Source organism: Methylobacterium sp. Leaf466 (assembly GCF_001425565.1).
Taxonomy (GTDB): Bacteria; Pseudomonadota; Alphaproteobacteria; order Rhizobiales; family Beijerinckiaceae; genus Methylobacterium.
Map to the genome: position 1 here is coordinate 1 of NZ_LMRC01000014.1, position 22,512 is coordinate 22,512.

Below are 22,512 nucleotides of genomic sequence, written 5' to 3' on the forward strand. Positions count from 1 at the left end.
CCGCCAAGGTCGCCATCGTCGCCACCGGCCGACGCCTCGTCGTCCTCGCCAACGCCCTGGTCAAGGACGACAAAACCTTCGCCGAAAGCGACCTCATGGCTTGACCGACAATACAGTCGCCCGTTGATCACTTCGTGATGCGGGAATGGGCTTCGCTCATGCGCCGCGCGGGCTCGGTGAGACGGTTCCCGCTTGATCCAAGCGGAAACCGTATCACACGTCGAGGTTGGCGACGCTGAGCGCGTTGTCCTGGATGAACTCCCGGCGCGGCTCGACCACGTCGCCCATCAGCTTCACGAAGAGGTCGTCGGCGTCCTGGGTGTCCTTGACGCGAACCTGCAGCAGCGAGCGCACGTCGCGGTCCAGGGTCGTCTCCCACAGCTGCTGGGCGGTCATCTCGCCCAGGCCCTTGTAGCGCTGTAGCTGCAGGCCCTTGCGGCCGAACGCCATCACCGCCTCGAACAGGCCGACGGGGCCGTGCAGCACCGTCTCGTCGCCCTTGCGGGCGTAGGTGACGGGCTCGTCGTAGATCTCGCGCAGGGCCTCGGCCCGGTCGGCGAGGCGGCGGGCCTCCTGCGATCCGATCAGGGTGGCGTCGAGGCTGGCCACCTGGCGCACGCCGCGCAGGGTGCGCGACAGGACGTAGCCGCCCTCCTCCGCGCCGCCCTCCCAGCCGCGCTCGATGTCGTCGGCGATCCGGTCCATGCGTTCGGCGATGGTCGCCGCGTGGCGGCCGGCCTGCGCGCCGTCCTCGGCGACATCGGGGCGGAAGGCGCCCGCGATCAGGGCCTGCTCGACCACGGCCCGGTCGTAGCGGGTGTGGAGGGCCTGCATCAGGCCGCGGAACTGGCGCGCCTCCTCCACCAGGGCCTTGAGCTGCGCGCCGCCGAACTCGGTGCCCGAGGCGAGCCGCAGCACGGCGCCGTCGACGCCCGCGTCGATGAGGTAGTCCTCCAGCGCGCGCTCGTCCTTGAGGTAGATCGCGCTCTTGCCCTTGGCCGCTTTGTAGAGGGGCGGCTGGGCGATGTAGAGGTGGCCGCGCTCGATCACCTCCGGCATCTGCCGGAAGAAGAAGGTCAGGAGCAGGGTGCGGATGTGGGAGCCGTCGACGTCGGCATCGGTCATGATGATGATGCGGTGGTAGCGCAGCTTGTCCGGGTTGAAGCCCTCGCGGTCCGTGGACGAGCGCCCGATGCCGGCGCCCAGCGCGGTGATCAGCGTGCCGATCTCGGCCGAGGACAGCATGCGGTCGGCCCGCACCCGCTCGACGTTCAGGATCTTGCCGCGCAAGGGCAGCACCGCCTGGAAATGGCGGTCACGGCCCTGCTTGGCCGAGCCGCCGGCGGAATCGCCCTCCACCAGCAGGATCTCGCACTTGCTGGGATCGCGCTCCTGGCAGTCGGCGAGCTTGCCGGGCAGCGAGGCAATGTCGAGGACGCCCTTGCGCGTCACCGTCTCGCGGGCCTTGCGCGCCGCCTCCCGGGCGGAGGCCGCCATGATGACCTTGGCCATCACCGAGCGGGCCAGCGCCGGGTTCTCCTCCAGCCAGTTCGAGAGGCCCTCGTTGAGGACGTTCTCCACCGCCGGGCGGACCTCGGAGGAGACGAGCTTGTCCTTGGTCTGCGACGAGAACTTGGGATCGGGCACCTGCACCGAGATCACGGCGGTCAGCCCTTCGCGGCAGTCCTCGCCGGTGAGCGAGATCTTCTCGCGCTTGGCGATGCCGGACGATTCCGAATAGCCGGTGATCTGCCGGGTCAGCGCCGCGCGGAACCCCGCCATGTGGGTGCCGCCGTCGCGCTGCGGGATGTTGTTGGTGAAGGGCAGCACCGTCTCGTTGAACGAGTCGTTCCACCACAGGGCGACCTCGACGCGGATGTCGTCGCGCACGGCCCGCACCATCACCGGCTTCGTCATGCCCTCGATGGGTTTGCGCGAGCGGTCGAGGTAGCGCACGAAGGCCTCGATGCCGCCTTCGTAGTAGAGCTCCTCGCGCTTGTGCTCGGCGTGGCGCGCGTCGGTGAGCACGATGCGCACGCCCGAATTGAGGAAGGCGAGCTCGCGCAGGCGCTTCTCCAGCGTCCCGTAGTCGAACTCGATCATCGTGAAGGTGTCGGTGGAGGGCAGGAACGACACCTCGGTGCCGCGCCGGCCGTTGCCCTCGCCGACGATCACCAGCGGCGAGACCGCGTCGCCGTGGCGGAACTCCATCGCGTGCTCCTTGCCGCCGCGCCAGATGCGCAGGCGCAGCCACTGCGACAGGGCGTTGACCACCGAAACGCCGACCCCGTGCAGGCCGCCGGAGACCTTGTAGGAATTCTGGTCGAACTTACCCCCGGCGTGGAGCTGGGTCATGATGACCTCGGCCGCCGAGACCCCCTCCTCCTTGTGGATGTCGGTGGGAATGCCGCGGCCGTTGTCGGAGACGGTCACCGAGCCGTCGGGGTTGAGGGTGACGGTGACGAGGTCCGCGTGGCCCGCGAGCGCCTCGTCGATGGCGTTGTCCACCACCTCGTAGACCATGTGGTGGAGGCCCGATCCGTCGTCGGTGTCGCCGATGTACATGCCCGGCCGCTTGCGCACCGCATCGAGGCCCTTGAGCACCCTGATGGATTCCGCGCCATAGGCCGTGGCCGCAAGGTTGCGGGAGACGTCGTCGTCGTGCGTGTCGGACATGAAGTTCCTCGGGCAGGCGGGTCTTTGCTCGGTTGTCGTGCCCCGGCTCCGGCCATGGGCGCGCCTGCGATTCGTCGGCCTGCGTTATATAGGCGGCATCCCTTGTAAATGCATCGTTCTCGGGCAGCGTGGCTGTGGGCGGCCCCGAGCGGGCGGCTCAGGCCCTGACGCCGCCGGCGCTGGCCGCGTTGAGCCTGTCGCGCCCCGAGGGCGACAGGCTCAGGGAGACCGCGCCGATCAGCTCGTCCAGCTGCGCGACCGAGGTGGCGCTGGCGATGGGGGCGGTCACCCCCGGGCGGGCGATCAGCCAGGCGAGCGCCACCTGCGCGGGGGTGGCGTCGTGCTCGGCGGCCACCGAATCGAGGACGTCGAGGAGCGCGAAGCCGCGCGGGGTGAGGTATTTCTGGACGTTGCCGCCGCGTGCGCGCCCTTCAGCGGCATGCTCCGAGCGGTACTTGCCGGTGAGGAACCCCGCGGCCAGGGAGAAGTAGCCGATCACCCCGAGGTTCTGGCGCCGGCACAGGGGTTCGAGCTCGGATTCGTAGCCGGCCCGTTCGGCCAGGCTGTAGTCGGGCTGCAGGCATTCGTAGCGCGCCAGGCCCTCGCGCTTGGCGATGTCGAGGGCGCTGCGCAGGCGGGCGGCCGAGTAGTTCGAGGCGCCGATCGCCCGGACCTTGCCGGCCTCGATCAGCCGTTCGTAAGCGCGCAGCGTCTCCTCGATTGGGGTGGCGTGGTCGTCGGCATGCGACTGGTAGAGGTCGATCCGGTCGGTCCGGAGACGGCGCAGGGAGGCCTCCACTGCCCGCTCGATATGGGCGGCGGACAGGCCTTTGCCGTCGGGGCCCATGTCCATCCCGACCTTGGTCGCCAGCACGACCTTGTCGCGGTGGCCGCTCCGCTTGAACCAGTTCCCGATCACCGTCTCGGATTCGCCGCCCTCGTGGCCGGCGGCCCAGCGCGAATAGACGTCGGCCGTGTCGACGAAGTTCAGCCCGGCCTCGACGAACCGGTCGAGGATGGCGAAGGAGGTCGCCTCGTCGGCGGTCCAGCCGAACACGTTGCCCCCGAGGCAGAGCGGCGCCACGAGGAGGCCGGAGCGGCCGATCTGTCTCGCCTGCATGCTGATCCTCTACAAAGCGGTGATCGCTGATATCGACGTGTCAGGCATGACCGAACCTCCCGCACCAGCCGTCACAACGCGGTTTTCATCACGACCCAAGAACTTTGATGAAAGCGGCGCCGGCTCCGAAAAACGCGGCCCCCGCAGCCATGCCGGACAACGCGATCTGCCAAGGTGCGAGCATTCGGTCCCGGCCAAGCTTCGACGCTTCTGCCGCGAGCTTGCTCTGCTCCGAGACGAGTTTGCCTTGCTCGGCAATCAGCTTGTGCTGCTCGGCGACGAATTTCCGAGTTTCCTCGTGCGAGCGCTCGATCCTGGCGCGCTGCTCCTCGAGATCAAATGGCGCAACCTCTGCCATCGACGGCCTTCCTTCAGACGAACCGGTCACACGACGACCGGTCCCACGATATGAGCGGGTGGCCGGACGAGTGGCAAGGGGCAACCCTCCGACCACCCTTTCCGATGCACCGCCACCACGGTGCCGGAATCGCTGCAGGCCGATCGGAGCGGCTCAATCCTGCAGGAACGGGTTCGTCAGCCGCTCCTCGCCCAGGGTGCTCGTGGGGCCGTGGCCGGGAATGAAGGCGATGTCGTCGCCCAGCGGCAGCACCTTCTCCTTGATGGCGCGGATGAGCTGGTCGTGGCTGCCGCCGGGCAGGTCGGTGCGGCCGACCGAGCCCTTGAACACCACGTCGCCCACCAGCGCGAAGCGGGCGTCCCGGCTCACGAACACGACGCTGCCCGGCGAATGGCCCGGCGCGTGGAGGATGTCGAAGGCGAGCTCGCCCACCGTGACCAGGTCCCCGTCCGCCAGCCAGCGGTCCGGGGTCACGGCGCGGGCGCCCTCGAGGCCGTAGTTGGCGCCCGTGGCGGGCAGGCTGTCGAGGAGGTAGCGGTCGGCCTCGTGCGGGCCCTCGATCGGCACCGCCAGTCGCTCGCGCAGCTCGTCGGCGCCGCCGGCGTGGTCGATGTGGCCGTGGGTGAGCAGGATCTTCTCGATCGTGATGCCCTGGGCGGCGATGGCCGCCACGATCCGGTCGAGGTCGCCGCCGGGGTCGACCACGGCGCCGACCTTGGTCTCGTCGGACCAGATCAGGGTGCAGTTCTGCTGGAAGGGTGTCACCGGGATGATTCCGGCGCGGGGCGTGCCTGGCATCGGGACCGCTTTGCTCCATCGAGGCGCCCGTCGGCGCGGATGCCCGACGGTCTAAGCGTCCTTGCGCGACCTGTCACACGGGGGTCGGCCCCGGCACGGGTGCGACGTCGCCGGGGCACGCAAAAACCGCGGCCCGCCAAACTTCGGCCTCGCCCGGCGGTTAGCGGGCGCTGATCGAGCGGATACGGCCGATCCGTCCGGTGACCCGGCGATCCCCCGTGCCCCTTCGTCCGCCCGTCCATCCGAAAACGCCAGCCGGGGTAGCCCCTTGTCGTCATGCTGAGAACCGCCTTCGTCGCCGCCCGGGACCGTCAGCGCCTGGGCGAGATCACGGCCGTGCTGGTCGGGTACGGCGTCAACAAGGTGGTGGACCGCCTCGGCATCGCCCATGTGGCGCGGCTGGCCAAGCGCAGGGCGCCGCGGGTGGACATCACCCGCCTGTCGCAGCCCCAGCGGGTGCGCCGGGCGATCGAGACCCTGGGGCCGACCTTCGTCAAGCTCGGGCAGATCCTGGCGAGCCGGCCCGACCTGCTCACCCCGGAGTGGACCGACGAGCTGGCCAAGCTGCACAGCCAGGTGGCGCCGGTCCCGTGGGAGCGCATCCGGCCGCAGCTGGAGGCCGACCTCGGGGGCACCCCCGAGGAGGTCTTCGCCGAGTTCGACACGACGCCGCTCGCCTCCGCCTCCATCGCCCAGGTCTACCGCGCCCGCCTCCACACCGGCGAGGACGTGGTGGTGAAGGTGCTGCGGCCGGGCCTGCGCAAGATCATCGAGGCGGACCTGCGCCTGCTGGCGCACGCCACCCGCATCGTCGTGGCCGAATGGCCGGAGTTCGGGCGCTACCAGCCCCAGGAGCAGATGCGCCACCTGGCCGGGGGCCTCTACGGCGAGCTCGACCTCGTCAACGAGGCACGCAACTGCGAGACCATCGCGGCGATCTTCTCCGAGCGCGACGACATCGTGGTGCCCAAGATCCACTGGGAATGGACCTCCGAGCGCGTCCTCGTGCAGGAGTTCATCCACGGCATCCCGCCCAACGACCATGCCCGCCTCGACGCGGCCGGGATCGACAAGGTGCTGCTGGCCCAGAAGGGCACCGACGCCTTCCTGCAGATGGCCCTGATCGAGGGCGTGTTCCACGCCGATCCGCACCCCGGCAACATGCTGGCGATGAGCGGCGACCGCATCGGCTTCATCGACTTCGGCATCATCGGCCGGCTGTCCGAGCGCCGCCGCACCCAGCTCCTCATGCTGATCGGCGCCATGCTCAAGGAGGACGCCGACGGGCTGATGGCGGTGCTCCTCGACTGGACCGGGGCGAGCAACCCGGACCTGACCAAGCTCGAGGCCTCCTCGCAGGCCTTCATCAACCGCCATGCCGGGGCGGCCCTCAACTTCGGCGACCTGCTCACCGACTTCATGACCATGGCCCGCGAGAACGATCTGGCCATGCCCACCGACCTCGCCATCCTGTTCAAGGGCCTGGTGACGGCCGACGGCGTGATGCGCCAGCTCGACCCGAAGTTCGACCTCTTCACCGCCGCCGGCCCAACCGTGAAGAGCAAGCTCGCCTCGCAGTTCTCGATCAAGGGGCTGACCCGCAAGGTCGAGGCGGTGGGCGCCGGCCTGTTCGGCGCGGCCTCCGAGCTGCCGACCCTGATCCACCTGATGCTGGTGCGCCTCAAGCAGGGCCGCGTCACCGTCGAGATCGAGGTCAAGGGCATCGACAAGCTCACCCGCGGCATCGAGCGGGCCGCCGCCCGCGTCGCCGTGGCCCTGATCGTGGCCGCCTTCGCGACGCAGCTCGCCCCGCGCTTCATGGATCTGGGCACCCCGGCCTTCGTCACGGTGGGGTTGGGCGTGTTCGTGATCGGAATCGGGTGGCTGGTGCTGCTCGGGCGGAACAAGTAGGTAATCATACGGTCTCCGCTTGATTAAAGCGGTGACCGTATCAGCAAGCCCGCGCGGCGCTTGAGCGAAGTCCATTTCCCCATCACGAAGTGATCAACCGGGAATGGTGTCATAAAATATTTTAGTAATCATCAATACTTGACGGGTGGGATTCAAAAATATTCCTGATTTTATCTTGATCAAAAGCTTCATACCCCCATCTTGAAGATTCTATGGCGGAATGATCTGATGAAGAAAGTCTTTCAAGGTCGTTGTTTAAATCTATAATTCCTATTTTTTCGTCTGAAATTTTATCTAGATAAGAGCCATAAGGCCCAGAAAATTTTTGTTTGATAATATCATATTTTCTTAATTCAAGTTGGACCATCCAACTAGCTTGCGATCCTGTGTCCGATGATGGAAGTTCAAAATTCCGTTTGATTTTTATCTTATTATTTGCATAGAGCGATACAATAATGGATATTAAATGGGGATTCTCAGTTCTTTCTATTTGAGATATTACGTCATCAGACAAATAAATATCTAGTTGATGAGATAGCCAAAGCAACCAGGCGCATTCATGATGATAGCGATATGAAGCAAATCGCTTCAAATTAAAATTTATGATGGTTTCCCAGCTGTTTTTGTCAAAAGAAAGTGCAATCGCCGCCCGTTTCGCCATTACCAGACAAATATAATCAATGGCATGAGAAAAATGATATATAAATCTCATCAAATATGTTTCTAAAATATCGAAGTGATCTGATTCCGAAATATTCTTTCGATCTAGTTCGCGCAGTAACAATTTTAGAGGGCTTTGGCTTCCTGATGATTTAATAAGACTAATAGTAATTTCTACAACGTTTCGGATTGCTTCGCCTGATTCGACGATTTCGACATTTGAAGTTAATGTACGCAACTGCGATGGCCAGCTGTCATCGCTAGGCTGATCTGTCCGTATTATCTTTGTCTTTTCATCATTCGCAAACAATTCAAATTCTGCTAAAGATTCCCTTAGATGTGAAAGCACAAGCGCAGCGTCAGCTTCGTCTGAAACACCGAGGTAGTAGTCGTCTACATGGCGAACACCTCCAATTATTTTATCTCCTGACAAAGTCTGAAATTTAATATCGGCAGCAGTTATTACTGCTTCAGCAATAATGCGATGCGCATCTGGACCAATCAAAACTCCACGAGTTTGTCCGTCTTGAGCTCTTCGAACTTGAAAATCCAATTCGTTAAAAGGTAAAGAACTTGATTTCGAATCAAAATCATTCTTAGAACTTTCTTTGCCATGCAGAGCCCAGGGTATCGAGTGAGTATAAATTGATGGAAAAAATTGAGCCACATCTGCTCTTAGTAGAAATGGAGAATATAGAATTTTTCTATGAACGGTTTTATCCAATTCGCCGAATGGAGTAAAACTGATAGGTCTGACTACGAGCGGACCTTCATTAAAATTTGGAGTCGAAAGGCTTATCTTTGATTTTTTAAAATGATCTTCAAGGCTACCCCAATTATCTTCGATAAATCTACAGATAAAAAAGTAAGACGCGGGATGGCAGGTCGCAAATTGACGGCGATGCCCATTGCGCTTCGTGCTGCTATAAGGTGCAGGTTTTGTTGTATGTTTCCCAGTCCAGCGTAACCCATCCAGCTCATTAGAATATTTTATTGTTCCGTCGGCTAATTTGATGGCCGAAAAACACGGAGGAACAACTTCTGGAAAAAATCCAGTGCTCAGCAATGAATGTAGTTTATCTACCATGTTATTCCTTCATCATAATAGCGTTATAGATTGATAATTCTGTACAATATTTATAAAAATTCTTAGGCATTATTGCAAATTACAACTCAACATTTGTGTATGAAAATTTCGACATAAAAAGCGTACTGCGAGGGCGTGTTTCTGCCGTTCGCGGTTTCATCGGACCATAAAACAGCCGCCTTGTACAACGCATAGTCACCGCCTGCGGCGCAAGCCTCTCCGCGCCTCCCGACACGCACCGGTCCAGCCCGCTTCGATGAACATCATCCTGATCAAGCTGTTCGCGACGGCCCTGACGCTCAGTCAGGTGACGACCCGGCCGGACGCGGTGAAGACGCAGTTCGATCCGGCCACGGACGGGCCGCAGGTGGTGCAGATCCTGCGCGACGGTTGCGCCCACATGCGAAAAGCCTTCGACATCGAGGACATCAACCTCGACGACCTCATCTCCACCGCCATGGAGGACCCCACCGCGGTGGCGGGGGCGGGTGCGCCCAAGCTCCTGCACGGGCTCGACATCGGCGAGCTCAACGTCAGCTACCGCCAGTTCTGCAAGGGCGAGACCCCGAAGGATTCGCCCTTCGAGGCGAGCGAGGTGATCGCGTTCTACAACAAGGCCGCCGCCGACCTGCCGGCGGCCGAGACCTGGAAGGACCCCAAGCTCCCGGGCGTGAGCCTCATCCTCGACCGGGCGGGCAAGCGCTTCTCGGAGACCTTCGAGCCCAACGGCCGGCGCATGGTGGTGCCGATCGCCACGGTGCCCGTCATGGTCCAAAAGGCGTTCGTGGCGGCCGAGGACAAGAGGTTCGAGACGCACCGGGGCATCGACGAGCGCGGCGTCATCCGCGCCTTCATCGGCAACCTCGCCTCGCCGGGCCGGCCGGCCGGCGGCTCCACCATCACCCAGCAGGTGGTCAAGAACCTGATGGTGGGCGACGACGTCACCTACGAGCGCAAGATCCGCGAGATGATCGTGGCGGCGCGCCTGGAGCGCATCCTGTCGAAGTCCGAGATCCTCGGGCTCTACCTCAACGCGATCTACCTCGGGCGCGGCGCCTACGGCATCGAGATGGCGGCGCGCAGCTACTTCGGCAAATCGGTGGGCGCGCTGACCCTCACCGAGGCGGCGCTGCTGGCGGGCATGCCCAAGGGCCCGAACTTCTACAGCCCCGACAAATACCCCGAGCGCGCCCGCGAACGGCGGGCCTACGTGCTCGCCCGGATGAAGGACGAGGGCACGATCACCGAGGCGGAGCTGGCCCAGGCCGCCAATGCGCCGCTGGGCCTCGTCTCCGGCGAGGCGAGCCGGCGCGATACCGGGTTCTACGTGGTCGATCACCTCGCCCGCGAGGCGCGCACCTTCGCGGGCCTCGAATCCCTGACGGCGGCCTCCTACACCCTGCGCTCGACCCTCAACGCCGGGCTGCAGCGCGCCACCGAGACCGCCCTGCAGGACGGGCTTTCCACCTACGAGCGCGCCACCGGGCGCCAGACCTACGAGGGGCCGGAGTTCAGCCTCGCCGAGGCGATCCGCAAGCTCGAGGGCGGCCCGGTGACGGTTCCGCCGGCGGCCGCGGAGCCGCAGAAGGCCGCGGCCGCCTCGCCGGCGCTGGTCAACGGCGTTCCCCTGCTCGTGGGCGGCGACGCCAAGGCGGCGGCGATGACGCCGCCGGCGCCCAAGGCGACCGAGTCCGTCGAGGCCAAACCGGTCGTGCGCGCCAAGACGGCTGACAAGCCGACGACGGACAAGCCCCTGCTCGAAAAACCCACCTGGCGGCGCGCCCTCGAAGCGGCCCGGCCGGTGCTCTACGACGTCCACTGGCCGCTGGCGGTGGTGCTCGACGCCAGGGGCGGGGCGGTGAGGGTCGGCCTCGCCGACGGCCGCACCGCCAGCCTCGACCCCGGCCCGGCGCGGGGCCGCCTCCAGACCTACGACGTGGTGCGGGTGAAGCTGCGCGACGCCAAGGCCAAGACCCTGCGCGCCGAGATCCGGGTGCGCCCGGCGGTCCAGGGCGCGGCGGTGGTCATCGAGAACCGCACGGGCGCGATCCTGGCCATGGCCGGGGGCTTCTCCTACCCGGTCAGCCAGCTCAACCGGGTGACGCAGACCGTGCGCCAGCCGGGCTCGACCTTGAAGCCCCTCACCTATCTCGCCGCGCTCAACGCGGGCCTGCAGCCCAACACCCTGGTGCTCGATTCCCCCGTGACGCTGCCGCCCATCGGCGGGGCCGGCGATTCCTGGAGCCCCAAGAACTACGACGGCGGCGGCTCGGGCGCGATGACCCTGCGCCGGGGCCTCGAGTTCTCGAAGAACCTCGTCACCGCCCGCCTGCTCCAGGGCGGCATCGCCCCGACGGCACCGGCGAGCCTCCAGCGGATCTGCGACCTGGCGCTGGAGGCGCAGCTCTACGCCGAGTGCGAGCGCTACTATCCCTTCGTGCTCGGCTCGCAGCCGGTGCGGATGCTCGATCTGGCCGCCTTCTATGCGGCCATCGCCAACGAGGGTGCGCGCCCCGCCCCCCACGTGCTGGAGGCGGTGGAGCGCGACGGCAAGGCGATCTACCAGCGCGGCACCCGCGCCCCGGTGCGGATCGGCTCGGCCGACGCGGTCGCCTTCTACCAGCTCAAGACCATGCTGCAGGGGGTGACCCATCACGGCACCGCCGCCGCGCTCGCCCGCGTCTCCGCCTATGTCGCGGGCAAGACCGGCACCTCCGAGAACGAGAACGACGCCTGGTTCGCGGGCTTCTCCAACGAGATCACCGTGGTGGTCTGGGTCGGCTACGACAACGCCGACGGCACCCGGCGGACGCTGGGGCGCGGCCAGACCGGCGGCCATGTCGCCGTGCCCATCGCCGGCAGCCTGTTCCAGGCGGCCTGGGCCAACGGCGTGGCCAAGACCCCGCTGGCGCCGCCGACCGCGGAATCGCGAAACCTCCTCGTCGACCTGCCGATCGACGCGCGCAGCGGCGCGCCCACCGCCGAGGGCGGCTTCATGGAGCATTTCCGCCTCAAGGACGGGCGCATGGCCGAGACCCGCTACCGGCTGCTGCCCGGCGAGACCCGCACCGCCATGCGCCCCGACGCCGAGGACGGCGACCTCGAAGGGGTCGACGGCAGCGCCGATGCCGGCACCGACCCGGATCAGGAGGTGCTCGAAACCCTACGCCGGCGCCGGCGCGCCGAGGTCGATCCCCTCGATCCCTTCGGGGGCCGCGGCACGCCCCTGCGCAACCGCCAGCCCGAGACCTACCAGCCCTGGCCCGGCGCCAGCCGCTCGCCCTTCGGCGAGGACGACGCCTATCCGCGCCCGCGCCGCCGCGATCCCGACTATCTCTTCGGCGACGACCCGCGCTACTGAGCCCCCCACCGATCCCGACATCCGAGGCGCCCGACGTGCAGACGCAGCTTGCCGCGACCCTTCTCCTCGGCCTGAGCCTGGCGGCCCCGGCCGTCGCCGAAGCCCAAACCCCGGCCGCCCTCTCCGAACGGATCAAGGACGTGCCGGCGATCACCCCGGCGGGATTGGCCGGCCTGAAGCCGGGCACGATCCTGTTCACGGACCACCGCGACAACCCCTCGAACCCCGAGAGCGGGCTCGTGCCCTACCTCGACTGGGGCAAGAGCCGGCCGGCCGAGCGCGCGGCGCTGGCCCCCTACCCGGCCTACGCCGAGCCCGACTACACGGTCACCGTCAACGGCGTCGCGAAGCCCCGCCACGAGACCCTCAAGGTCTACGTGGCGCAGGGGCGCTTCGTGCTGCCCAAGGCGCCCGAGGCCATCGACCTCTCGGCCTACGCCACCCTGCCCTTCGTCGCGACGATGGACCCGGTGATCAAGCACAAGGCGCTCGACCCCGCCGACGTGACCCCGACCAAGGACCCGGCCGCCGCCTTCGCGAAGCGCCCCGACCGGCCGTGGTGCGCGCCGGGCACCGTCTGCATCGAGTCGCGCTACGACCTGGAGGGCAAGCTGCCCCTGGGCGTCAAGCTCGCCAACAAGCTCGAGGAAGGGGCGGCCAAGAAGGTCGCCGAATTCGTCTCGTTCCAGAGCGAGCTGCGCACCCTTCCTGCCGCCGAGGCCGCGGGCCTGTCGGCGCTCACCGGCATCGAGACGCCGGTGGCCGGCGGGCTCGAACAGACGATCTTCTGGGTCAACCAGATCCTGCGCTTCGGCAAGTTCCTGGCGGTGGTCCAGCCACTGCCGGGCGATCCCGCCAAGAGCGTCGTCACCACCTACATGGCGCTGGCGATCAAGGCGGACGTGCTCGACCGCAAGCAGGAGTACGCCCGCGTGCCGGTCCTCAAGAACCTGCTGCCGGCCCAGGTGCTGATGGGCAATTCGTCCTTCAACACCGGCACCTCGATCAGCGCCGGCCTGCCGGTCTACGCCCGCAACCGCCTCGCCGCCTTCGCCGACGCGATGGCCAAGCGGTGAACGGCCAAGCGGTGAATGGCCTCAGTTCCCCCGGAACATGATCGAGGGCAGCGACGGCGCCGTGTACTGGCGGTTCACGTCGCGGCGGGTCTGGGTGCCGTTGGTGTTGCTCGACTGGCGGTAGTTGCCGGTGTCGAAGGTCTCCGACAGGGCGCTGCGGCCGTTGGGACCGGTGTCCGTGTTGCAGGCGCCGAGCCCGCCGCAGAGGACGACGGCGAGGACGAGGTGGGGCAGGCGCATCGCGTGGGGTTCCCGGCTTGACGGATCGTGAGCCGTGGTGCTGCCGGGGGCTGCCCCCGTCAAGCGCATGATGAACGGGCCGTCGACGCTTCGCCGCCAAGTGATGTCCTTGCGCCACGCAAAAAGTGACCACGGCACCAGAAGACCGGGGTAGGACGCCGCTATTGGGGCCGTGCCGCCGCCGCGCCGTCTGGCCTTTCGGCCGCGTTTGCGTGCAGATGACGGTCATGAGCAACGTGGTTCCCTTCCGCCGGCCCGAACCCTCCCCGACGCGCGGCGACGTCGTGGCGGTGGCCGACGACCTGTTTTCCCTCCTCGACCAGCTCCAGGCGCTGAGCGAGCGGGCCGCCGCCATGGGACGGCCGACCCGGGAGGTCGAGCGCACCGTGCAGAACCTGCTCGACGCCGTGAGCGCCGTCGAGCGCGCCCTCGACTGCATCGGCGAGGGCGAGGAGGCCGGCCAGGGCTGAAGGCCGCGTCCGGGCGGGCTCCACCGGCACCGGTCCTCATCGCGAAACCGCTGCGCGCTTCCGTGGGGGCTGCTCTCCGGCGGCGGGCCGCAAGCGGGTTGTCGGCTTTCGCAGGAATCCGATGCGAAGCGGGTTTCGCAGAAGCGGTCACCGGGTTTGCCTTGAAAACCTGCGACAGACCGAGGACTTCAGCAGGGTCAAGGACTTCAGCAGGGTAAAGTGTTGGCCTGCCAACACGAACCCGCTTACGGTCAGCGCCGCCGTGGGCCGCCGGCACGATCGGCGACGGCTCCCCACCGAGGTCGCACAGTGAACACGACAGACGCCCCGTCGCGGCCGGCCGCGGCGCCCGCTCCCGCGATCCCCTTCGAGGGCAACCTCCTGCTCAGGGCGCTGCAGGCGCCGGACCGCGCGCGCCTGGCGCCGCACATGGAGCTCGTCCACACCCGGCGCGGCGACCGGCTGTTCACGGCGGGCGAGGCGGTGTCGGTCATCTCGTTTCCCTGCGACCTGACCGTGACGACCCTGCTGGTCGCCATGCGCGACGGGCGCAGCGCCGAGGCGGCCACGATCGGCCGCGAGGGCGCCGTCGGCGGGGTGGTGAGCAACGGCTGCCTGCCGGCCTCGACCTCGGCGGTGGTCCAGATCGGCGGCCCGGTCCTGCGGATCGAGGCCCTGAGGCTGCAGGAGGCCAAGCGCCTGTCGCCGGCGCTCGCCGACCTGTTCGTCCGCTACGCCGACTGCCTGCTGGCGCAGGTGCTGCAGTCGGTGGCCTGCAACGCCCTCCACCCGATCGAGGAACGCTGCCTGCGCTGGCTCCTGACCCTGCAGGACCGGATCGGCACCGAGGTCCTGCCGGTGACCCACGAGCTCCTGGCGGCCATGCTCGGGGTGCAGCGGACCTACCTCACCCGCGTCCTGCGGACCCTGCAGCAGCGGGGCCTCGTCGAGGTCGGCCGCGGCCGCATCACCATCCTCGACCGGGCACGGGTCCGGGCGGCGGCCTGCGACTGCCACGGGATGGTGGCCCGGCACTACGAGGACGTGCTCGGGGCCGTCTACGGCCCCTCCGGGCGCCTCGTGGCGGTCGATCCGCCCGACGAGGGCGCGATCCGGCCGGCCTGAGGCCGGCCGCTCATCTTCCTTCGGCCGCAAGCACGAGCCCGCCGTCGCGTCAGGCGGCGCGCACCGTCGCCAGGAAGTCCGCCACCTCGGTGCGCAGCACCGTGGCCTGGCGCGAGAGGTCCCTGGCCGCATCGAGCACCTGCGCCGAGCCGCCGCTGGTCGAGAGCGCCGCCTCGCTCACCCCCGCGATGTGGCCGGAGACCGTCCGCGTCCCGTCCGAGGTCTGGGCGGTGGTGCGGGCGATCTCGAGGGTCGCCGCGCCCTGTTCCTCGACGGAAGCCGCGATCTCGGCGGAGATCAGGCTCATGCGCTGGATCACCTCGGCGATGCCCCGGATCGCGGCGACGGAGGACTCGGTGGAGGCGGTGATCTCCGAGACCTTGCCGGCGATCTCCTGCGTCGCCTTGGCGGTCTGGCTCGCCAGGCTCTTGACCTCGGCGGCGACGACGGCGAACCCGCGCCCGGCCTCTCCGGCCCGCGCCGCCTCGATGGTGGCGTTGAGGGCGAGCAGGTTGGTCTGCCCGGCGATGTCGGAGATCAGCCCGACGATCTGGCCGATGCTGCCGGCGGCCATCGAGAGGCGGTTGACCTCCTCTGTGACCCGGGCGGCGTTGCGCTCGGCCTCGTCGGCGACGGCGGCCGAGGCGCCGACGCGCTCGCCGATCCCGCGCACCGAGGCAGTAAGCTCCTCGGTGGCCGCCGCGACCGTATCGGCGCTGGCGGCGGCCTCGCGGGAGGCGACGGCGACGGCCTCGCTCAGCGACGAGGTGTCGGCGGCCGCACGGGACAGGTGGTGGGCGGCCGATTCGAGTCGCGTCGAGGAGGCCGAGACCGCCTCGACGATGCCGCCGGCTCTCGCCTCGAAGCTGTCGGCCAGCGCGAACATGGCGGCGCGGCGGTCCGCGGCGGCCGCGGCCATCGCCCGGTCGCCCCGGCTGCGGCTGGCCCGGCCCTCGGCGAGGCTGTCGCGGAACTCCACCGCGGCGGCGGCGATGGCGCGGACCTCGCGCGGTCCCCCCTCGGGGAGCGCACCGGCGTCCTCGTCGCGCCCGATCGCCGTCAGGGCGGTGGCGATGCGCGAGAGCGGACGGGCGATGGCGGTGCCGAAGGCGAAGGCGACGATGCAGGACGCCAGGAGGGTGGCCAGGCTCGCGGCGGTCCAGGCGACGACGGCGTCGCCGGCCGCGGCCCGTGCGGTTCCGGCCGCCTGCGCGAGATCCGACGACAGGCGATCCTCGATGCCCTTGAGGGCGTCGATGCGCTCCGAGGCGAGGCGGAACCAGGCCGGTCCGTCGGTGAAGGCGAGGGGCTGGCCGGGGACGGTGTCGAGGATGACGGCGCGCAGCCGCTCGACCTCGCGCGAGGCCGCGCCGGTGCGCGCCGTGTCGAGCATCGCCTGCTGGGCCGGCGTCGCGGCCCGGCGGAAGACCGCTTCGTAGGTGGCCTGGTTGGCCGCGAGGGTGGCGATCCGCCCGAGGGCGGCGAGGTCGAGCCGACCCGAGCCGAAGATCGCCGCGGCGGTGGCGCGCTCCTGTCCGGCGAACTCCTTGAGCGACAGGAACGCGGCATAGGCCGAGACGCGGGTGGTGATGTCGCCGCTGGCCGTCACCTGCGACATCTCGCGGACGAGGTCGAGGGCCGAACCGATCAGGCCGGAATAGGCGGCCAAGTTCTGGGCCGGCGTCCGGGCGAGGTCGTCGACCGCCTTGCGATGCGCGGGCAACTGCCCGAGCCCCTTGCGCAGGGCCTCGCCCCGGCCCTCGAAGCTCGTGCCCAACCCGGCCGCGTGCATCCGGTCGTAGGTCTCGCCCAAGGCCTCCCGGCCGGCGTCGGTGAGGAGGCGCTGGCGGGCGAGCTCCTCCTTGAAGGTGGTGCCCTTCGAGCCGAGGAACAGGCTCGATGCACCGCGCTCGCGCTGGGCCTCGTGGACGAAGGCGCCGACGCGGGCGGCGAGGCCGACAAGGTCCTCCATCCGCGCCATCTCGGTGCGCTGGCCGACGCGCTCGTCGATCGCGAGGCCGGCCACGACGGCGAAGGCGAGGCACGGGGCCAAGGCCACGAGAAGAATACGCGACCGCAGGGACCGCAAAACACCGAACGTCATCGAACCGCAAGCCTCGAGGTACCAGAGATCTGCGGGCACCCTGCCGGACTTCGTGTAAAGGGAAGGTTGAAGGGTCGGCCTTTGCCTTTTGTTTGCGCATCCTCGTCGCAAATTTAGCCTGCGAGGCGAAGTCTCGTCTATCGGCCGCGCATGCTGTCCCGCCGACATCTCCGGCGGCCCGGCAAGGCATGCGTTTCCGGCGGTGGCGGCCGCCGTCCCCTGCCCGTGGAGGTCCCCGCCTGACGCCTATCGGGCCAGGACGCGCACGGCGTCCTTCGTGGTCGCCACCGCCTGCGAGACACTGCCGACGGAGCCCGTGATGCCGTGGAGGTTGCGGGCGATGGCGGTCACGGCCTCGGCGGCGACCTGCATGTTCGAGGACATGTCCTGCGTGACCACGCTCTGTTCCTCCACCGCCGCGGCGGTGGCGATCACGTGGTCGCGCATCGTCTCGACGCTGCCGCCGATCCGGTCGAGGGAGCCCGCCACCTGCCGCGAGATCGCCTGGACGCTGTCGATCTCGGTGGAGATGCGCTGTGTCGCCGTCGCGGCCTGGTTGGCGAGGTTCTTGACCTCCTGGGCCACCACCGCGAAGCCCCGGCCGGCCTCCCCCGCCCTGGCGGATTCGATGGTGGCGTTGAGGGCGAGCAGGTTGATCTGGCCGGCGATGGTCTGGATCAGGCCGACGATGCCGCCCATGGCGGTGGCCGCCTCGGTGAGCCTGTGCGTGAAGGCGCCGGCGGCCTTGACCTGGTTTTGCGCGTCGTCCGTGGCGTGGCGGGACTTGGACATGCTCTGCGAGATCTCGCAGACCGAGGCCGCCAGTTCCTCGGCCGCCGCCGCCATGGTCTGGACGTTGGTGGAGGTGGAGCCGGCCGCCTGCGCCGCGGCCGCGGATTCGCGGTCCGACACGGCCAGGGCCCCGTCGATCTCGCCGAAATTCCGTTCCAGCAGGGCCTGGAGCTTCATCAGCATCGTCACCTGCGCGGTGACGTCGCTCGCGAACTTGACGATCTTGTAGGGCCGCCCGCTGGCGTCCAGGATCGGGTTGTAGGAGGCCTCGATCCAGACCGCGCGGCCGTCCTTGGCGATGCGCTTGAACTGGCCGGCCTGGTAGACGCCCCGGCGCAGGGCCGCCCAGAACTCGCCGTAGGCGGCGCCCGCCCGCACCTCCGGCTCCACGAAGATGCCGTGGTGGCGGCCCACGATCTCCGACAGGTCGAAGCCGAGGGTCGACAGGAAGTTGGCGTTGGCGTCCAGGATGGTGCCGTCGAGGTCGAACGCGATCACCGCCTGCGACTTGCCGATGGCCTCGATCTGACCCTGGCGATCGGCATCCATGAGCTTGCGGGCGGTCACGTCGGTGGCGATCTTCACGACCTTGAACGGTCGTCCGGAGCGGTCGAGGACCGGGTTGTAGGACGCCTCGATCCACACCTCGCGGCCGCCCTTGCCCAGGCGCCGGTACTGGGCGGCCTGGTAGCGGCCGGACCGGAGGGTCTGCCAGAAGTCGGCATAGGCGGGGCCGGCCTGTTCGTCGGCCTCCACGAACAGCCTGTGGTGCCGGCCCTGGATCTCGGACAGGTCGTAGCCGACCACCTCGAGGAAGCGCTCGTTGGCGGTGATGATGACGCCGTCGAGATCGAACTCGATGATGCCGTTGGACTGGGAGAGTGCCGCCAGCGTCGCCTTCTGCTCGAAGGACGATCTGCCCCATACGTCGATCATGATGGCCTCCGGCGTCCCGCCCCGGTGTCGACCGGGACCGACGCGCATCCGCGTCGATCAGATCCGCCGACGCATGTATTCGATGTGAAAAAATACCACCATAGGGTTTAATCCTGAGTTAAGATCGTTGCAGCGCGGTCCGTGGACGGATCGGTATCTCGAACGGGTGGGCCGCCCCCGCGCGAATGCCTTGGCGCTGCAAAGGCAGATCCTTCGCCGACGGCCGGCATCGGGCGAAACCTTGTGGCGCGTGCGAGACGAGCCGCCGCGCCGGTGCGGCTACTCGCGCAGGAGCCGGTGTCGGGCTCTCGCCGGTCCCGGGCTCTCGCCACTCCCGGGCTCTTGCCGCTCTCGGGTTCTTGCCGACCCGGGGCTCTTGCCGATCCGATCCGCCCGGACGACATAGCAACCACCGAACGACCGCGGCCCGCGCGGGTTCGGCCCGGCCGGTGCCGCCACGGTCGCTCCACGCGTGATTCCGAAGAGACCCGATGGCCAAAGCCAAAGCCGCCGCCAAGACCAGTTTCGATAAGACCAGTCTCGACGAGACAAGCCCGGCCGCGAGCGCGCCGCCCAAACCGGTCTCCCCGAAGACGGCGTCTTCGAAGGCCGCCGCCACCAAGGGCGTCCGGGCGAAGGCCGAGCCGGCGGCCGAGGAAGCACAGGCCGAGGCCCGGCTCGACGCGCTGTTCGACGGTCCGCGCGACACCCGGGTCATCGCCGTGCGCGGCGCGCGCGAGCACAACCTCAAGAACATCGACCTGACGATCCCGCGCGACCGCCTCGTGGTCTTCACCGGGCTGTCGGGCTCCGGCAAGTCGTCGCTGGCCTTCGACACGATCTACGCCGAAGGCCAGCGCCGCTACGTCGAGTCGCTCTCGGCCTACGCCCGCCAGTTCCTGGAGATGATGGCCAAGCCCGACGTCGACCAGATCGACGGGCTCTCGCCGGCGATCTCCATCGAGCAGAAGACCACCTCCAAGAACCCGCGCTCCACCGTGGGGACCGTCACCGAGATCTACGACTACATGCGCCTCCTGTGGGCGCGGGTCGGCATTCCGTATTCGCCCGCCACCGGCCTGCCGATCGAGAGCCAGACGGTGAGCCAGATGGTCGACCGGGTGCTGGCGCTGCCCGAGAAGACCCGGCTCTACCTGCTCGCCCCCGTGGTGCGCGGCCGCAAGGGCGAGTACCGCAAGGAGATCGCCGAGTTCCAGAAGAAGGGTTTCCAGCGCCTTCGCATCGACGGCGAATACTACCCGATCGAGGACGCGCCGAAACTCGACAAGAAGCTCAAGCACGACATCGACGTGGTGGTGGACCGCATCGCGGTGCGCGCCGACATCGCCGGGCGGCTGGCGGAATCCTTCGAGACGGCGCTGGAACTCGCCGACGGCATCGCCCTCGTGGCCTTCGCAGACGGGGCCGAGGGCGAAAGCCCCGAGCCGATCACCTTCTCCTCGCGCTTCGCCTGCCCGGTCTCCGGCTTCACCATCGCGGAGATCGAGCCCAGGCTGTTTTCCTTCAACAACCCCTTCGGCGCCTGCCCGACCTGCGGCGGCATCGGCCACGAGATGCGGATCGACCCCGAACTCGTGATCTCCGATCCGCGCCTGAGCCTCAAGCGCGGCGCCATCGGCCCCTGGGCGAAATCGACCTCGCCCTATTACGGCCAGACCCTCGATGCCCTGAGCCAGCACTACGGCTTCAAGACCGGCGTGCCCTGGGCCGACCTGCCCGAGAGCGCGCGCACCGTGGTGCTCTACGGCTCGGGCCGCGAGTCGATCCGGTTCTCCTACAACGACGGGCTTCGCGCCTATGCGGTCAACAAGCCGTTCGAGGGCGTGATCCCCAACCTGGAGCGCCGCTACAAGGAGACCGAGAGCGACGCCTCCCGCGAGGACATCTCGCGGTTCATGAGCGAGACGCCCTGCGCGGCCTGCGCCGGCAAGCGCCTCAAGCCCGAGGCCCTGGCGGTGAAGGTGGCGATGCAGGACATCGGGCAGGCCACGGCCCTGTCGGTGCGCGAGGCCCACCGCTGGTTCTCCGACCTCTCGGGGCAGCTCACCGACAAGCAGAACGAGATCGCCGCGCGCATCCTCAAGGAGATCCGCGACCGCCTGACCTTCCTCATCGACGTCGGGCTCGACTACCTCAGCCTGGCGCGCGGGGCGGGCACGCTCTCGGGCGGCGAGAGCCAGCGCATCCGGCTCGCCTCGCAGATCGGCTCGGGCCTCACCGGTGTGCTCTACGTGCTGGACGAGCCCTCGATCGGCCTGCACCAGCGCGACAACGAGCGCCTGCTCGGCACCCTCAAGCGCCTGCGGGACCTCGGCAATTCGGTCATCGTGGTCGAGCACGACGAGGACGCGATCCTGCAGGCCGACCACGTGGTCGACGTCGGGCCCGGTGCGGGCATCCACGGCGGGCGGATCATCGCGCAGGGCACGCCCGCGGAGGTCCTGGCCAACCCCGCCTCCCTCACCGCCAAGTACCTGACCGGCGAAATGAGCGTGCGCACCCCCACCGCCCGGCGCAAGGGGGCCAAGGGCAAGCTCACCCTGGTCGGCGCACGCGGCAACAACCTCAAGGACGTCACCGTTGACATTCCGCTGGGCACCTTCACCTGCGTCTCGGGCGTCTCGGGCGGCGGCAAGTCGACCCTGATCATCGACACCCTCTACAAGGCGGTGGCCAAGAATCTGAACGGGGCGATGGAGCACCCCGCCCCGCACGAGCGCCTGGAGGGGCTGGAACACCTCGACAAGGTCATCGACATCGACCAGTCCCCGATCGGGCGCACCCCGCGCTCCAACCCGGCCACCTACACCGGCGCCTTCACCCCGATCCGCGACTGGTTCTCGGCGCTGCCCGAGGCCAAGGCGCGGGGCTACCAGGCCGGGCGGTTCTCCTTCAACGTCAGGGGCGGGCGCTGCGAGGCCTGCTCGGGCGACGGCGTCATCAAGATCGAGATGCACTTCCTGCCGGACGTCTACGTCACCTGCGACGTCTGCAAGGGCCGCCGCTACGACCGCGAGACCCTGGAGGTGAAGTACCGCGGCCGCTCCATCGCCGACGTCCTCGACATGACGGTGGAGGAGGCCGCCGACCTGTTCAAGGCCGTCCCCTCGATCCGCGAGAAGATGGAGACGCTGGCCCGCGTCGGCCTCGGCTACGTCAAGGTCGGCCAGCAGGCCACCACCCTGTCGGGCGGCGAGGCGCAGCGGGTGAAGCTCTCCAAGGAACTTTCGAAGCGCGCCACCGGACGCACCCTCTACATCCTCGACGAGCCCACCACCGGCCTGCACTTCCACGACGTCGCCAAGCTCATGGAGGTGCTCCACGAACTCGTGGACCAGGGCAACACCGTGGTGGTGATCGAGCACAACCTCGAGGTCATCAAGACCGCCGACTGGGTGATCGACATGGGGCCCGAGGGCGGCGACGGCGGCGGCGAGGTCGTGGCGCAGGGCACGCCCGAGCAGATCGCGGCGGCGAAGGGCAGCCACACCGGCCGCTTCCTGCGCGACGTGCTCGCCCGGCGGCCCCTGGGAGCGCCGGCTTCCAAGGCGACGACACCCAAGGCGACGTCCCCCAAGCCGCCGATCCCCAAGGCGCGGGCCGCCGGCGGCCGCTGAAGCCGACGTCGCTCCGGAAAGGCGCGCCTGCCCGTGATTCGGGCGGTCGCTGCCCGTTCCGGGCCCGCTGGAGGCCTCCGGCGGACCGTCGGGGCGGGCGAGGCCGTGACGCCGGTTTGCGCATCGGTCGACGCGCGATTGCGCAATCGTCCCGGCCGTA

Annotated in this window: 14 protein-coding genes; 6 read left to right on the top strand and 8 right to left on the bottom strand. The window is 67.9% G+C overall.

Annotated features, from left to right (window positions below; genetic code table 11):
- Positions 1–213: 213 nt before the first annotated feature.
- From gyrB to ASG59_RS08300, 4 genes are all read right to left on the bottom strand, one after another.
- On the bottom strand, positions 214–2,676 hold the full coding sequence (gene gyrB, locus ASG59_RS08285; RefSeq protein ID WP_055883177.1) for a DNA topoisomerase (ATP-hydrolyzing) subunit B: 2,463 nt from the start codon (positions 2,674–2,676) through the stop codon (positions 214–216).
- A gap of 157 nt (positions 2,677–2,833) precedes the next feature.
- Positions 2,834–3,796 carry an aldo/keto reductase gene (locus ASG59_RS08290; protein WP_056408192.1) on the bottom strand — a complete coding sequence of 321 codons (963 nt, stop codon included), beginning with the start codon at positions 3,794–3,796 and terminating at the stop codon, positions 2,834–2,836.
- Positions 3,797–3,884: 88 nt separating this feature from the next.
- Positions 3,885–4,154: a hypothetical protein gene (locus ASG59_RS08295; RefSeq protein ID WP_055883181.1), complete on the bottom strand. Its 270-nt coding sequence runs from the start codon at positions 4,152–4,154 to the stop codon at positions 3,885–3,887.
- Between the two features lie 153 nt (positions 4,155–4,307).
- On the bottom strand, positions 4,308–4,952 hold the full coding sequence (locus ASG59_RS08300; RefSeq protein ID WP_055883183.1) for an MBL fold metallo-hydrolase: 645 nt from the start codon (positions 4,950–4,952) through the stop codon (positions 4,308–4,310).
- Between the two features lie 276 nt (positions 4,953–5,228).
- Here ASG59_RS08300 and ASG59_RS08305 point away from each other — a divergent pair, with 276 nt between their 5' ends.
- Entirely contained in the window at positions 5,229–6,863 is a 1,635-nt protein-coding gene (locus ASG59_RS08305) for an AarF/UbiB family protein (protein ID WP_055883185.1), read from the top strand.
- 121 nt (positions 6,864–6,984) lie between these two features.
- Here the strand turns inward: ASG59_RS08305 and ASG59_RS20405 are convergent, their stop codons facing one another.
- On the bottom strand, positions 6,985–8,610 hold the full coding sequence (locus tag ASG59_RS20405; RefSeq protein WP_156399170.1) for an RNA-directed DNA polymerase: 1,626 nt from the start codon (positions 8,608–8,610) through the stop codon (positions 6,985–6,987).
- Between the two features lie 256 nt (positions 8,611–8,866).
- Between ASG59_RS20405 and ASG59_RS08310 the strand changes: the two genes are divergently transcribed.
- Both ASG59_RS08310 and ASG59_RS08315 read left to right on the top strand, forming a co-directional pair.
- Positions 8,867–11,971, top strand: a complete 3,105-nt coding sequence (locus ASG59_RS08310; protein ID WP_056408194.1) for a transglycosylase domain-containing protein — start codon at positions 8,867–8,869, stop codon at positions 11,969–11,971.
- 35 nt (positions 11,972–12,006) lie between these two features.
- Positions 12,007–13,047: a hypothetical protein gene (locus tag ASG59_RS08315; protein ID WP_056408195.1), complete on the top strand. Its 1,041-nt coding sequence runs from the start codon at positions 12,007–12,009 to the stop codon at positions 13,045–13,047.
- 21 nt (positions 13,048–13,068) lie between these two features.
- Here the strand turns inward: ASG59_RS08315 and ASG59_RS08320 are convergent, their stop codons facing one another.
- Positions 13,069–13,287 carry a hypothetical protein gene (locus ASG59_RS08320; RefSeq protein ID WP_055883190.1) on the bottom strand — a complete coding sequence of 73 codons (219 nt, stop codon included), beginning with the start codon at positions 13,285–13,287 and terminating at the stop codon, positions 13,069–13,071.
- 227 nt (positions 13,288–13,514) lie between these two features.
- Here ASG59_RS08320 and ASG59_RS08325 point away from each other — a divergent pair, with 227 nt between their 5' ends.
- Positions 13,515–13,757, top strand: coding sequence for a hypothetical protein (locus ASG59_RS08325; protein WP_055883223.1), 243 nt, complete (start codon positions 13,515–13,517; stop codon positions 13,755–13,757).
- 360 nt (positions 13,758–14,117) lie between these two features.
- Positions 14,118–14,882 carry a Crp/Fnr family transcriptional regulator gene (locus tag ASG59_RS08330; protein WP_055883225.1) on the top strand — a complete coding sequence of 255 codons (765 nt, stop codon included), beginning with the start codon at positions 14,118–14,120 and terminating at the stop codon, positions 14,880–14,882.
- A gap of 49 nt (positions 14,883–14,931) precedes the next feature.
- On the opposite strand, the gene ASG59_RS08335 is transcribed toward ASG59_RS08330, so the two are convergent.
- Both ASG59_RS08335 and ASG59_RS08340 read right to left on the bottom strand, forming a co-directional pair.
- Positions 14,932–16,986 carry a nitrate- and nitrite sensing domain-containing protein gene (locus ASG59_RS08335; RefSeq protein WP_055883193.1) on the bottom strand — a complete coding sequence of 685 codons (2,055 nt, stop codon included), beginning with the start codon at positions 16,984–16,986 and terminating at the stop codon, positions 14,932–14,934.
- Positions 16,987–17,232: 246 nt separating this feature from the next.
- Entirely contained in the window at positions 17,233–18,714 is a 1,482-nt protein-coding gene (locus ASG59_RS08340) for a PAS domain-containing methyl-accepting chemotaxis protein (RefSeq protein ID WP_056408196.1), read from the bottom strand.
- Positions 18,715–19,205: 491 nt separating this feature from the next.
- Between ASG59_RS08340 and uvrA the strand changes: the two genes are divergently transcribed.
- A complete protein-coding gene (gene uvrA, locus ASG59_RS08345; RefSeq protein WP_056408201.1) occupies positions 19,206–22,352 on the top strand; it encodes an excinuclease ABC subunit UvrA in 3,147 nt (1,048 codons plus the stop codon).
- The last annotated feature ends 160 nt before the right edge of the window (positions 22,353–22,512 follow it).